This is a genomic window from Marinobacter psychrophilus, assembly GCF_001043175.1.
Lineage (GTDB): Bacteria > Pseudomonadota > Gammaproteobacteria > Pseudomonadales > Oleiphilaceae > Marinobacter > Marinobacter psychrophilus.
This window is the reverse complement of record NZ_CP011494.1, coordinates 478,455-491,571: the sequence shown is the minus strand read 5'-3', so window position 1 is coordinate 491,571 and position 13,117 is coordinate 478,455. Positions and strand designations below refer to the sequence as shown.

Genomic DNA, 13,117 nt, shown 5'->3' with positions numbered 1-13,117 from the left:
AGCGAAACCGCTGTTTTTACTGCTTCGAATTAATCTCTTTATAAGCGAGAAATTTACTGCGCATTTCATCTCTCTTTAAATATGCATGCCCCTAAGTCTAGGGGACGGGCGTTTTACAGAATGGGTATTATGCGCAGTGCCTTTTAACTTAGCTGCCAAATTTCCCGTGACGACTCACCTCCCGCGCACCGCCTAAATCATCGATACTTTTTAAATCGGCACTGCTTATCAAAGCTCAATAGGCAATGGCATGTCATGTTCCCGCAAAGCGCCTTATTTGACGATAACGGGCGAATTACAGAATGGGCATGGGACGCTTGTTGCCTCCCAAGGTGCTTCTTCCCACGAGCAAGAAAACAGAAAAACCTCCTCCGGGAGGTGATCCTGCCAGTCTGGATAGGCTTTTTGATTTTCTTTACATGACGAACAGGCCAGCCATCGTCTCTTCGTATCGACTTTGCTGTAAGTAATCAGCTCGGACCGCTGGTAGATTCCTGGTGGTTGGGGCTGTGGACGTTCCACTCGGGTTACTGTTTTGGCCTTGTTTCGTAAATTGGCGGCAGCGATCTTCTCTTGCAGTTCCTTTTCTACCTGATTTTCAACATCCCCATACGATTTGAGTGACAGCCATTCACGGGTAGCTTCTTCTTCCATCAGATAGGACCGCAATTCCTCCTTGGTTGGAAGGTTTTTGGTGAACGATCGAAGATCGACTTCAAGTACGTTGCAGTGTTCTTCTCGGAAGGCGGAGATTTTGTCTTTGCCACAGAAATGGGTGACTGCGATCTCAATGATGAATTGTTTGCCACCCATGGTTGCAAGGATGTCTGGGATAGCCGCGCCAAAGGATGTTTCACTGACTACCTCATCAAAAACAAGCGAGCCTTTGTTGTGAGCTACGCGAGATGCTGTATGGCTGTTACCTCGATCATCAACGTCTTTCTTTTCAATAAGGCTCGCTGGGGCAAATATTCCTTTTTCTTCGCAGAGGATTTGCTTTGCCATCAGATGGATTGCGGTTTCAGTTCCGTATTCGCAGAGATCACTATCTTTGGCGTGGGCATGGGCGAAATGATGAGCATTCACCTCGCCTTTTTTAGCGATTAAATCTCCTTTGCAACCAGGGCAAACGCAACCACATCTCAAGCCTGAAGGGACATCATCGACCTCGACTAGCCGTCCTTTTTTGAAACCAAAAGGTATTTTTAAACTGCTCATGCATCGTTCATCCGTGGCTGTACTTCAACCTTCACAATCAGTTAATTGATCGTTGAAGCAATCCGTGATTACTCCAATGGCTATTCATTGGAAGCGCATAGGTTTATGTGAGCAGAGAATACAGAGCGGCTTCTGTTTGATCAATCGTACAGGTTCGTTGTGAACTTGGTGGTCTTTTGGCGAGCCCTTCGAAACGGGCCTCTCCGGGCTCGCTATTCGCTTATCCCGAGTTGTGGGACTGACGCCCTCCATATCCCCGGCGCTTTCGATCTCTAGTTTTTTGTGCAATAGCGATATCTGACAAGTTTTGGTTCGTAAGAAGGGCACAAAGTAGTGCTGATGAAGCGCCACATGAACTTCAGATTCGATCTATATTCATAACCCACTGAAACCATTAATTAATATAGAATTTCGGCCTTTTCATGAACGGACACACGACGCATAAGTTAAACCAGGTGCGGTGTTCATTATGGTTCACGAGATCTTTGCGATTACTGCTGTACTGACCTGCTCCCCTCTGACTTAACATAACCGAAGAGTATGCGCAGTAGCCCGAGCGCCCAGTGCCATCCTTGGCTTTCTGAGGTCTAGCTCTTACAAAATATCCAGCTTTGGTAAACCTCTAACGATTTTCTGTGTCTCCAAGCTCACCGTAATCACACGAAGAAACAGTTCCAGCGGGTAGCGCGGGTTGTCCATAGTCTCGACCGCCCAGTCGTTAGCATCATTGACGATTCCGGACTTTTTATCGGTCGTGACCGCCTGGCGTTCCATCACCCACTCCAGTGCCGGCTTACCGTTTACCACGTAGTCGTAGGCCTCTTCCGGAATGTTCTCGATGGTGATCTTGCTGTTGTAGATGACTTTGGATTTCTCACCCCGTTTGGCTGGTTTTATCTTGGTTACCGTGAAATCGGCATCCTGGCCACCTTTAACGCCTTGCTCCGTCACACGTAGTCCCAGTGAACCTCCCAGCGTCACCTGGGTATTCAGATCAACGCTTTCGTAGTTCAGGTGCAGCGCCGCCAAGTCACGTCCGGCCTGGGCAAAGGCAACGAAGTCCCCATACTGCTTCATGCGCAAAATACGTGGCAACTGCTTTATGAGGTTGTCTGCATAACGTTCGCGGTACTCTTCACTGTGAAGCAGGCTATAGATGTAATAGAAGATGTCTTCCTTGGTGATGGTGGAGCTAGGGTAAGCGGATTGGAAGTGCTCCAGTGCATCATTCGTGATGGCATCCTTCCGTACATGACCGGAACCACCCTGAGACAAGAGATCATCCGACTGGTCTTCATTTGACTCATACAGATAAAAGGGGAAACACTGTGCATCACCTACCAAGTGCAGATCAGGTAGAGTGTCAGATATCAGCACAGAGAACCCCTTAGTGCCTGCAAGCGTCAAACAGATAACCAGATTAGCCGAATCCCGCTGAGGGAAGAACTTGTGCATCTGATAGACCATGTTATTGAAATTATTATCAAAGTAGAAATTAGATTTGGTGAATGGCCTATACAGCGAGGTCCGGTAACCGGATCTATCAATCGTATGACTCTTCAACTTCAATAGATCATTTTTGATTGCTCGTCCCCAAGAAATTTTTTGAGTATTGAAGTCAATATAATCTGCATGTTCTTCTTTTGGGACCGAAAGCCCACTGATCTTTTTGACTTCAGAGTTGTAGAAGTCAACCATCTCCTCAACAACATTTTTGAGTTTGCTTTCAGAGTAGTTATAAACCCAAGCATCTCTACTTGTTTCTACACCCCTCGAATAGTTATCAAATATTTCTGCAGCTGCCTTATCCTTCTTGTCACCTAAGGCCATATAGGTGTCAAAGAAGGGATCACGTTGGTTCAACCAGTCACCAAACTCATCAGGTTCGATCATCTGCCAACCCGATTTCTGGGTGATACCAGCTATGCTGCCGAACTCAGAGACGACCTCCAGCTTCTGCTCACGGGTCAGATAGTCGCCGATATCATGGAAGTAGATCTTCCCGTGCTCTTCGGCCTGTGGATAGCATTGTCTGGCCAGGGTGACGGTCAAATTTGACCGCTCCACACCCCACCTGAGACTGCCAATTCGGCCGTTGCAGTCGACGTGATGAAGCTGTGTTGATTCCATCGACATAGATCATCGTTTCAAAGCTGAGTTGGCGAAAAAAAGGCGGAACAACCACCGTCATGTATAGTTTTCTCAATTTTCTATACATATTCGTGCCGACATATATAGAACATTGGCCTTTATACATACATAACTTCCAACTAGGGTGACGGTCAAATTTGACCAGCCCATTGCAGGCTGGGGGTTTCGGGTGAAAAAATAATTAAGTTGGTAACAAATTCGCCCTTAAGATATTTCGTAGATGCGCTTAGTAGCCTTTAGTAATTTATCCTACTAATACAGGGTTTTCTTTAACGCCCCAGAGTTGTGGGCGCGCCCACAGATTGAGAAAGCATTGTCTGGCCAGGATGACGGTCAAATTTGACCGCCCACAGTAGGTTGGATTTTCGAGTGGATAAGGGGAAACCCCAGAGTTGTGGTCGCGACCACAGATTGAGAAAGCATTGTCTGGCAAGGGTGACGGTCAAATTTGACCGTCGATAGCCGGCTGGGATTTCGGGTACATAGGGGAAACCCCAGAGTTGTGGCCGCGGCCACAGATTGAACAAGCAGTGTCTAGCCAGGGTAACGGTCAAATTTGACCGCCCACAGTAAGTTGGATTTTCGAGTGGATAAGGGGAAACCCCAGAGTTGTGGTCGCGACCACAGATTGAGAAAGCATTGTCTAACCAGGGTGACGGTCAAATTTAACCGCGCCATGCCCCGCTTCCAACTGCCGATTCTCCATTCACCGCATTCTGTGTGCGCGCACACAAATTGCTTTCGCCCTGCCGGCTACCACTTTTTGCCTCCCAATCCCTGCGCTCTTCGGTCAAATTTGACCGCTACTGGCGACACCTACCCTTCACGGTCAGTTTTTACAGGCACAAGCTTTATTAAAGTAACTTTTTCGTCGCTACAGGTAGTCTGCTCACTGCCAAGCTGCCTTACCGTTTTCTAGTCGTAGATTTTTAGACGCAATTGTTTATCAAAAAACCACAAGAAAAGTTAGTTTTTGAGAGTGCAAAATTAGCGCTCAGAAAACGACCGTTTGATGGGCGTTATACAGAAAACCTGAGGTCTGTCTCAAATCGACTCAGGGTAAACAAGGGTGCGGAGGATGAGGCTGTGTGGTTCTGGCCCAGAGCTCCCTTAACTAGCGTCATACCAGCCAATCTTATGTCGCGACACCCCTACGGTTTTACTTCTAGCCATTTACTACCTGTTTTTGGCCACCCACTTTCGGGCAAGGGCTTGAGATTCAGAAATCTGCTGGTTTGTCATGCGCTCGGCTGCAATGTCGCGATTGTAAGCTGCGTCTTTACCATCCTGTGAAGCTGACAAGTTAAACCACATGTGAGCTTGAACATAATCCTGCGGAACCCCTTGCCCCTTAGCGTACATATACCCCAGATTGAGTTGGGCATTGGCATCGCCCTGTTCGGCCGCTTTCCGGTACCAGGTCACCGCCTCAGCATAGTCCTGCGGAACCCCTTGCCCATTAGCGTACCTATTCCCCAGATTGTATTGGGCACTGGTATGGCCCTGTTCGGCCAAGGACCGAAACTCCTGAAAGGCGGTGGCGTAGTCGCCACTATGTAGCGCTGCCAAACCTTTATCAAAATCCGCCGCACCAGCTATCTGTGTGGCGCCTATGCTCAGAGCAACGCAAAACATCCCTATGGCTCTCGCGGTTCTTAATGGCATGACTGCTTCCTGCTTGTTTGTTGGAGTCGTCAATGTACTCAGAATGGGGCATGAATGGCAAAAAACGACTGATTTTATTGGCATGCTTCGCTGCGCCCAACGGATCTTATGTTCATTGGGCGATAGCCTGTTTACCATAAGACCTGTTATCGGCAGTAGACTCGGATCGTCTGTAGCGCAGGGGAGGCAAAGCCACTTTGTTTGTTTTTTGACCGACTCAGCGTGTCTGCCGGAGCGGATGGGAAAGACCTACGAAAAACAGCTTTAACCACAGGCTTTTCCCCAAATTTTGGGGATAACTTTAAGCCGAATTACGCTTCACTGTTTCTCTCCAGCGGCAACAAAATCTGTGCCTCAGGCAACAGAGTTCATGCTCTGAACTGGTTCTACAGCGCCAACTCCCGCACAGAACTAGGTATGGTGCGGGAGCTAAAAAGCAGGCAGTCTGATGGAGCCGCAAAATAAAACGAGTCGGTTATGATCCAGAGTTATCAAAAATGAATTCCGCCTATGAAACTCCGGTATTAGTTGTTGATCTGGAAGCGACCTGTTGGGAGCGTCGATTAGCACCCTCTGGCGAGCGCCAAAGCACGCATAATATGGAGATTATCGAGTTTGGGTGTGCCCTGGCGACTCGGGACGGCGAGTTGTTGGATAGTCAGTCATTTCTGGTGCGGCCGACACTAAACCCCGTGCTCAGTGAGTTCTGCAAGTCGCTAACGAGCATCCAACAGTCGATGGTCGATGCTGCCCCCGTTTTTTCGGAAGCGTGCCACTTAATAAATGTATGGCTAGGTCAACCCCACGAGGATTTTCTCTGGTGCAGCTGGGGCAACTATGACCGCCTACACATTCAAGCAGACAGCGAGAAGCACAAGGTATTCCCATCGCTGATGAACTACCCGCACTTAAACCTGAAACGACTTTGGCGCCGGACCACGGGGCAAAAACGTAAAAACGGGATGGCCCATGCTCTCGAGTTCCATGGACTGGCGCTGGAAGGGCATCATCACCGCGGCGTAGACGACGCGCGTAACATGGTGCGCTTATTGCCCTTTATGGACTGGACGTTAGAAGCGGAATTGTTAACCCCACAGGGAGAAGGCCTGTGAGGATCGTTTGTATTTCCGACACCCACAGCCTGCACAGGCAAATACCGAAAATTCCGGACGGCGATGTTTTGATTCACGCCGGTGACAGCCTGGGGCAAGGCACGCTAAAAAACGTGGAAGATCTAAACGAGTGGCTGGGCACCCTGCCCCATCGACACAAAATCGTGATTGCCGGCAACCACGACTGGGCGTTTCAAGAAACGCCGGCGCTGGCTCGGGAGGCACTGACGAACGCCGTTTACCTGGAAGACAGTGGCATTGAAATCGAAGGCGTTCGGTTTTGGGGCTCACTGTGGACACCAACATTTCAGGACTGGGCGTTCATGCTGGATCGCGGGCAAGCCCTGCATGATCGATGGATGCAGATCCCAGAAGACACCGATGTTCTGATCACTCATGGCCCGCCCAAAGGCTTTGGCGACGAGGCAAACCTGGGGTTCAAGTGCCAGAACGTAGGATGCGAGCAGTTGCTGGATCGAGTCCGACAGCTCGCCCTGAAAGCGCACATCTTCGGACATATTCATGAGGGGTATGGCGAGTATCGCCTGGGCAACACCCGACTGGTTAACGCCAGCACGTGCACCCTCCGGTACCAACCTTCCAATGCGCCCGTGGTGTTGGAACTTTCTGCCAACGAGCCGTTACCGCGTGATCAAGCGCTCGTTGATTTGGTAAGGGAGCGCCTCAGCGAACCAAGCCTGCGTATCGATCTGGATGATCTGTGACGCGATCCATCGATCGCCATAGTTCAACTGAGGGTTTGTGTGTTTCTGGTTTTCTCGCGCTGTTATCAGTCGTTGGCAAGAGAGGTTAACTATGACGGTCGAAGAATTAATCACACAGCTGAAAACCTTGCCACCGGATACACCGGTTCTGGTCGAGGGTTATGAAACCGGGTTTGACGATATTATCGAGCTAGTGCCCCGGCCGGCTGTTCGGTATCGGAATGCTCAGGAGTGGGGTGGCGAATACCAAGCGCCGGAACATTTCTCTGATTCAGAGGCTGCAACCCTCCAGGCCGCTGTTATTCTGGGGCGTAAAGGAACCAGGAGATAAAGCCATGTCGGAACGAAAATCCTATAGCTTGAAAGAGTTGGTGGCCCATTGTGATCTAAGTGCGCCAGTGCCTGCAGAGCTTCAGGCCTGGGAACAGGCGGCACCCGTTGGCTATGGACAAATGGTTCTCGTCAACCAGGTTGATATTCGCGAACCCATTCTGACGTTCGCTGAAGCCCTTTCAAAAGAATTCGATGTTGTCCAGCTGGTTTTGTACGGTAGCCGGGCTCGCGGTGACTACTGCGCGGAAAGCGATACCAATGTGGCGGTCTTATTGCGCGGAGAAAATGAGGGGCTCAGAGAGTTTGTTGATGTGAAGCTCGCCCTTGCCAGCGTGGCTTATGAAATTTTGTTGGTAACGGGTGTTCGTATCCGGCCACATCCGGTTTGGGAGGCCGAATGGTCAAACCCTGAGCGATCGCGGCCTGTCGATTTGGAGGTTTTAGAGAGGATTGCCAGTGAGGGCATTGTCGTCTGGCAGGCCTGATTTAGATTTGGGTCTTCTCCGACAAATACCGACTCAACAAAGTCCCCATCTCATTGCCGCTGATCACTCCGGCGCGCTTTAGCGTCACAATCAAATCTTCAATCTCATCAGTCACGACGTCATCACCCGCAAGACGTGTAGCGATTTCTGCCAACGTATCGTCAGGGGTCGGGTGATACCGAATGCCAAGCTCAGTAGCCAATTCGATAACGTATTCCCTGATGCTTAAGTGATCGCTCATCGCTCATCGCTCATCGCTAAACGCCTATCCAAAACTATCAGATTTCAGCAAAGTAAACATGGGTGGCCACGTTTTAACGGGCCTATCCTTTTGCCCTTATACACCGAGTCCGAATACACAGCACTTGTCACGCCCATGAAGCGAGGCCTATATGGAACCTACAAGCGAATCGATACGCTTCGCGGAGGAGTCTAAGGAGTTCAGTATTGGTCTGTCCGTGCGCCAGGGCAAATCTGAGTGTGGTCATTCGTAAGCGCTCAAATCCTGACGAATGTTTTTAGCCAGGCGGTCCTTGGGAATAAAAAATAGGCCTGACGATGCGCTCACACCAAAAATATGATGCAGAAACACTACACCGGTTAATGTTGCCTGTCGCAAAAGAGCTTCGCCTAAGCAATTTGGAGCTATTTTCTATTTGCGGATATCAGACTGAGATAGAGAACGACAGGCCAGTGTTAGAAGCGCGCAAATGTTCGCTCTTACTGGGTATCGCGAAAGCTCTGAATATCCTATACACAGATCCCCAGCGCGGCGCTCGGCGTTTGCGTCGGCCCTCCTCAGATGAACCCTTTAGCGGCGATTCACCAATGGATCTGATGCAGCGTTCTGAAAAAGACCTGCAACAGGTCCGGCGATACTTTGATTATCGAGCCCAGCCACACTAAAAAACTATGTAAGCTTTTCGCCTCAATGTTGCTCAAAAGAGTGGATGCTTTGTTCAACCAACGCATTCAGTGTTTCTGCAACTAACGCGTTATCACCAGCTGCCCATTCTGTCAATGTGGCGGCTAATCATCTTGAAGTCCTCCAAATCGCCGTTGAGCAATCTATCAATCGGGCGGTGTCCGGAAAAAACAGGGTGCGCGTTTGGTTTCGCCATGAACCCGTAAACGTTTTCCGGGTTTGTAAATCGCCCCCGCAACGCTGCATGTAGGTTCAGAACGCCACTGATTCGATGTAGCTGCTCGTTCGACAGACCGCTAGCTGAATCGGAACCCGATAATGCCAGAATCTGGGCCTGCTCGTGGGGAGAGCACCCCCAACGGTCAAGGATTTTTATCGCCACTCTTAGGCCGGGAGGAGCCGGCTCATCTGCGACATTGCAGAGAACCTGGCCTGAGTCTTCTCTTAAATCGTCACTAACACCCTCACTGGAACCAAGAAACTCATCCCAGACAGGATCGGTTGGCCGGTCATAGTGCTTAACCGAGCCCTTCCGGCGCTCCAGAGGCGTAAGCTCCTGGGGCAGCGGATCGGCTAGCTCGTCCGCATGGGCTGTGTGAGCGTTTAAGCCTTTTAAGAGGTCTTGTTCAGTCAGTTTTTTACGCGCCATTTGTCTGCCTATGGCTGTTGGGAGTAATTCATTCAGTATAGCAGGTGGGTAACCTCGGCAACTATGCAGAGGCAGTTTGATGGAACGGTAATCCCCCCTAAAAACCGAGGTGGTGCTCAAAAGTAGAATTTTCCGTAAGCTAAACGCAGGGAGATTCTGCACGAAGACATCACGTTTTTTAGGGGGAATCACCCTCCTTTCGACCTTTAACAAAAGACCCGTAAACTCCTAGAGAGCATAGTTATTCGACTTTTTAGCTCAGAGAAGCTGAAAGTAAAAATGTAGTGGTCAACTAATCCCGGACAGTATTTTAAGCTTTTCTTCGGCGACCACAGACAGCATACCTGCATTAAAAGTGTGAGGGCGTTGTCGGTTGTAGTAGTCAATCAGGTAGTCTCCAATATCCTTCCGTGCATCAAGAATTGATCGGTAGCCGAGTAAGGGAGTCCATTCACTCTTCAAGCTTCGGAAGACCCTTTTCATCGGGGGCATTGTCCCAGCAATTTCCCCGGCGACTCATGCTTTGCTCCATGCAGTAACGCCAGAGCCTCTGACGGAATAATCGACTGGCATACTGACTGCCTTGGTCGGAGTGAAGCAGAACCCCAGTTGGCTTTCTTCGTTGCTCATAAGCACGATCCAGCGCCTTTACCACCAATTCAGCATCAGGCCGGTAGACAGTGCCCAGCCAACAATGCGGCGGGCGTAAAGGTCCAGAACGACTGCCAGATAGCACCATTTCTGGCCAGCCCAGATGTATGTGATATCGCCGCACCAGTCCTGGTCTGGGCGACTGACGCTGAACTCACGATTCAGTCGATTGGGAATGTCCGGCCTCACCACTGTTGCCTGTTTGTATGCATGCGGCCTTGGCTGTTTGCATATCAGCCCCAGTTCACTCATCAGTCGACGAACCTTGAAGCGTCCAATCAAAACGCCTTCGTCGTTGAGCATGGTGGTGATCATCCGGCTTCCTGCCGAGCTTCGGCTCTTGCGAAATATCCGGTTTACATCAGCTCGCAGAACCACTCGTTCGGCATCTACTACAGACCATCTCAACCGGCTCCTGCTCACTCAACTGGTCTGTCAGCGCGTACGATTCATCTCGTCCGACATCAAGAGAGCGGCTGGCTTCGGCAATAGTGTACCTTTGGTCAAGCACCAGACAGGCAGCTTCCTGCCTGAACTCCAGCGTAAAAGATCGTCGTTTCCTGGTCGTCAGACACCTCGCTTATGACGGCAATATTACCACCTACGTTGGTGCCCGGAATCATTGAACCACTACAATGAGAGTCGCAAGTCATCGCCACCCTTACAACCCACTTTAAAGCGTATGTGGAAAAGGGCAATAACGAGCGGATCCTGTGTTTTTACAGCGAAGTTCACTTGTCGCCGACGCAGTAGGTCAGTCTTAAGCCCGACAGCCTCCTAGACAAATATGACCGTCCGCATCCCGTTAAGGAACACGCGCCGCTCAATGTGCAGCTTTACCGCACGGTGCAGCGCAACGCATTCACAGTTGCGCCCGAGGGATTCCAGTTTGACTGGCGTTAGGCTGTGGTCAACGCGCTCTACTACTTGATCGATGATCGGGCCTTCATCCAGGTCCGTCGTAATATAATGGGCCGTCGCGCCAATCACCTTGACTCCTCGTTTGTACGCCTGGTGATACGGCCGCGCGCCCTTGAAACCGGGCAGAAAAGAGTGGTGGATATTGATGGCTCGTCCCAGTAATTGCTCGCACAACGAGTCTGAAAGCACCTGCATGTACCTGGCCAGAATCAGGAGTTCACTTTCGGTTTCACAGACTATTTCCATCAACCGCGTTTCCTGCTGACTGCGGGATGCGTCCGTAACCGGCAGGAAAAAGTAAGGAATACCGTGTTCCGCTGCTATCGGCGCCAGGTTTTCATGATTCGAGACGAGGCCCATGACGTCCATGTTGAGTTCGCCAGACCGCCAACGGTAGAGAATGTCGCGCACACAATGGTCCAGTCGAGATCCAAATATCAGCACTCTGGGCCGGTGGTCGGCGTCGGTGATACTCCATTCCATAAAGAACCGGGTAGCGGTTTTGGTGAACGCCTCAATCAGCTCAGCACAGCCGGGATTAGCGGCGGCCTTGATACGGAAACAGGCGCGCGCAAAGAAGCTCTCCTCTTCCACATCGTCAAACTGATTGAACTCCTCAACGTAACCTTCCAGGTTGTTGATGAAGGCAGTAATAACCGCAACCTGGCCCTGAGCGCTGGGCCCGGTGGCGGTTAAAATGTAACGCGCGTCATTCAGGGGCATTTTGTCCTCCGGGGCAGCGCGTTCTGAACGCATACCGTGTTGGTCGTTGATGGTTAGATGGATGGGATTGCAAAGCGTCAGCACTCAACGATATTGACCGCCAAGCCGCCGCGCGAGGTTTCCTTGTATTTGTCATGCATGTCGCGCCCGGTATCGCGCATCGTTCGAATGACCTTGTCGAGCGAAACGATGTGCTCACCGTCGCCTGCCAGCGCCATGTGCGCTGCATTGACCGCCTTGACTGAGGCGATGGCATTGCGCTCGATGCATGGCACTTGGACCAGGCCACCGATGGGGTCGCAGGTCAAACCAAGGTTGTGCTCCAGACCGATTTCCGCTGCATTCTCAACCTGCGCAGGGGTTCCGCCCAAGATCTCTGCAAGCCCCGCGGCGGCCATCGCGCAGGCCGATCCGACCTCGCCCTGACACCCCACTTCTGCGCCTGAAATGGATGCGTTTTTCTTGCAGAGAATACCAACGGCAGCGGCGGTAAGCAGATAATTGACCACATCGCGATCGTTCGCGTCAGGCTGAAACTGCATGTAGTAATGCAACACCGCCGGAATGATGCCAGCTGCGCCGTTCGTCGGCGCCGTCACCATCCGCCCGCCAGCGGCATTCTCTTCGTTGACAGCCAGGGCCACGAGATTGAGCCAGTCCATCGCGGACGAGGTGGATGCAATCAAACTGCCGTTGTTTTTCTTGGCCAGCAGGCGCAGATGCCAGGCCGCTGCCCGGCGCCTCACGAAAAGTCCGCCGGGGATCATGCCTTCATTGCGCAAGCCGTTTTTCACGCAGGCCTGCATGGCCTCCCAAAGCCGCATCAGCTGGGCACAGATGGTGGCCTCATCGCGCCACACTTTTTCGTTTTCCAGCATCACCCCGGAAATACTCAGGCCGTGCGTTTTGCACAGGGCGAGCAGCTCCGCCGCCGTGTTGAACTCGTAGGGCAGCCGCGTCAAGTCGGTGTCGGATTCACCCTGCTCGGCCTGGGCCTGATCGATCACGAAGCCGCCGCCGACTGAGTAGTAGGTGTTGCAATACAGCTCGTCGCTATCCGTATAGGCGATCACCCGCATCGCATTCGGATGATGCAAAAGATTTTCCGGATGCCACTGCATGTCGCGGTTCACGTTAAAGTTAATCGGAAACCGGGCATCGAGTAGCAGGGTCTGAGTCTTTTGAAGCGCCTTCATGGCCGGGCCGATGACAACCGGGTCAATGGTCTGCGGTTGTTTCCCCATTAGTCCCATAATGGCGGCACGATCCGTGCCGTGGCCCGCGCCGGTAGCCGACAGCGAACCAAACAAGTGAATTTGTATACGCCTTACCTGCTCCAGCATGCCTTGGCGGCGAAGCGCCTGAACAAAATCATAGGCGGCACGCATGGGGCCGACGGTATGCGAGCTGGAGGGTCCGATCCCAATTCTGAACAGGTCGAAGACGCTGATGGACATGGATCACCTCAGGTGAATGCAGATTCCTGATGTTAGATTCCTGACAAGAATGAAGCATACGCTGCCGTCATGGCCCAGAGCCGCTTGAATACGACTGGCTGG

General features: G+C 51.4%; 11 protein-coding genes and 1 pseudogene. 4 read left to right on the top strand and 8 right to left on the bottom strand.

What is annotated here, in order from left to right; all coding sequences use genetic code 11:
- Positions 1-273: 273 nt before the first annotated feature.
- From ABA45_RS02130 to ABA45_RS02120, 3 genes are all read right to left on the bottom strand, one after another.
- Positions 274-1,218: a competence protein CoiA family protein gene (locus tag ABA45_RS02130; RefSeq protein ID WP_157035517.1), complete on the bottom strand. Its 945-nt coding sequence runs from the start codon at positions 1,216-1,218 to the stop codon at positions 274-276.
- Positions 1,219-1,812: 594 nt separating this feature from the next.
- Positions 1,813-3,270, bottom strand: coding sequence for a type ISP restriction/modification enzyme (locus tag ABA45_RS02125; RefSeq protein WP_227506104.1), 1,458 nt, complete (start codon positions 3,268-3,270; stop codon positions 1,813-1,815).
- A 1,275-nt stretch (positions 3,271-4,545) separates the two neighbouring features.
- Positions 4,546-5,034, bottom strand: coding sequence for a tetratricopeptide repeat protein (locus ABA45_RS02120; RefSeq protein WP_053076107.1), 489 nt, complete (start codon positions 5,032-5,034; stop codon positions 4,546-4,548).
- 497 nt (positions 5,035-5,531) lie between these two features.
- On the opposite strand from ABA45_RS02120, the gene ABA45_RS02115 reads away from it, so the two are divergent.
- The 4 genes from ABA45_RS02115 to ABA45_RS02100 all read left to right on the top strand — a co-directional run bounded on the left by ABA45_RS02115 (position 5,532) and on the right by ABA45_RS02100 (position 7,689).
- Positions 5,532-6,146, top strand: coding sequence for a 3'-5' exonuclease (locus ABA45_RS02115; RefSeq protein WP_048384098.1), 615 nt, complete (start codon positions 5,532-5,534; stop codon positions 6,144-6,146).
- Positions 6,143-6,871, top strand: a complete 729-nt coding sequence (locus tag ABA45_RS02110) for a metallophosphatase domain-containing protein (protein WP_084708257.1) — start codon at positions 6,143-6,145, stop codon at positions 6,869-6,871. Before ABA45_RS02115 ends, ABA45_RS02110 begins: the two co-directional genes overlap by 4 nt.
- A gap of 91 nt (positions 6,872-6,962) precedes the next feature.
- Positions 6,963-7,202 (top strand): hypothetical protein, encoded by a 240-nt coding sequence (locus tag ABA45_RS02105; RefSeq protein ID WP_048384097.1) that lies wholly within the window; start codon positions 6,963-6,965, stop codon positions 7,200-7,202.
- A gap of 4 nt (positions 7,203-7,206) precedes the next feature.
- The gene (locus ABA45_RS02100) at positions 7,207-7,689 is read left to right on the top strand and encodes a nucleotidyltransferase domain-containing protein (RefSeq protein WP_053076106.1); all 483 of its coding nucleotides are present in this window, start codon (positions 7,207-7,209) and stop codon (positions 7,687-7,689) included.
- A 1-nt stretch (position 7,690) separates the two neighbouring features.
- On the opposite strand, the gene ABA45_RS02095 is transcribed toward ABA45_RS02100, so the two are convergent.
- The 5 genes and pseudogenes from ABA45_RS02095 to ABA45_RS02065 all read right to left on the bottom strand — a co-directional run bounded on the left by ABA45_RS02095 (position 7,691) and on the right by ABA45_RS02065 (position 13,015).
- Entirely contained in the window at positions 7,691-7,930 is a 240-nt protein-coding gene (locus ABA45_RS02095; protein WP_048384095.1) for a hypothetical protein, read from the bottom strand.
- Between the two features lie 757 nt (positions 7,931-8,687).
- Complete coding sequence (locus ABA45_RS19190; protein ID WP_227506102.1) at positions 8,688-9,263, bottom strand: hypothetical protein; 576 nt, start codon at positions 9,261-9,263, stop codon at positions 8,688-8,690.
- Between the two features lie 288 nt (positions 9,264-9,551).
- Positions 9,552-10,485: pseudogene (locus ABA45_RS02075) on the bottom strand (IS3 family transposase).
- Between the two features lie 206 nt (positions 10,486-10,691).
- Entirely contained in the window at positions 10,692-11,558 is an 867-nt protein-coding gene (locus ABA45_RS02070; RefSeq protein ID WP_048384093.1) for a formyltetrahydrofolate deformylase, read from the bottom strand.
- A gap of 77 nt (positions 11,559-11,635) precedes the next feature.
- Positions 11,636-13,015 carry an L-serine ammonia-lyase gene (locus ABA45_RS02065; RefSeq protein ID WP_048384091.1) on the bottom strand — a complete coding sequence of 460 codons (1,380 nt, stop codon included), beginning with the start codon at positions 13,013-13,015 and terminating at the stop codon, positions 11,636-11,638.
- Positions 13,016-13,117 lie beyond the last annotated feature (102 nt).

Excerpts from the sequence above, each read along its gene's own strand:
- ABA45_RS02130 (WP_157035517.1), bottom strand. The coding sequence starts at position 1,218 with ATGAGCAGTTTAAAAATACCTTTTGGTTTCAAAAAAGGACGGCTAGTC.
- ABA45_RS02120 (WP_053076107.1), bottom strand. The coding sequence starts at position 5,034 with ATGCCATTAAGAACCGCGAGAGCCATAGGGATGTTTTGCGTTGCTCTG.
- ABA45_RS02115 (WP_048384098.1), top strand. The coding sequence starts at position 5,532 with ATGAATTCCGCCTATGAAACTCCGGTATTAGTTGTTGATCTGGAAGCG.
- ABA45_RS02105 (WP_048384097.1), top strand. The coding sequence starts at position 6,963 with ATGACGGTCGAAGAATTAATCACACAGCTGAAAACCTTGCCACCGGAT.
- ABA45_RS02100 (WP_053076106.1), top strand. The coding sequence starts at position 7,207 with ATGTCGGAACGAAAATCCTATAGCTTGAAAGAGTTGGTGGCCCATTGT.
- ABA45_RS02095 (WP_048384095.1), bottom strand. The coding sequence starts at position 7,930 with ATGAGCGATCACTTAAGCATCAGGGAATACGTTATCGAATTGGCTACT.
- ABA45_RS19190 (WP_227506102.1), bottom strand. The coding sequence starts at position 9,263 with ATGGCGCGTAAAAAACTGACTGAACAAGACCTCTTAAAAGGCTTAAAC.
- ABA45_RS02070 (WP_048384093.1), bottom strand. The coding sequence starts at position 11,558 with ATGCCCCTGAATGACGCGCGTTACATTTTAACCGCCACCGGGCCCAGC.
- ABA45_RS02065 (WP_048384091.1), bottom strand. The coding sequence starts at position 13,015 with ATGTCCATCAGCGTCTTCGACCTGTTCAGAATTGGGATCGGACCCTCC.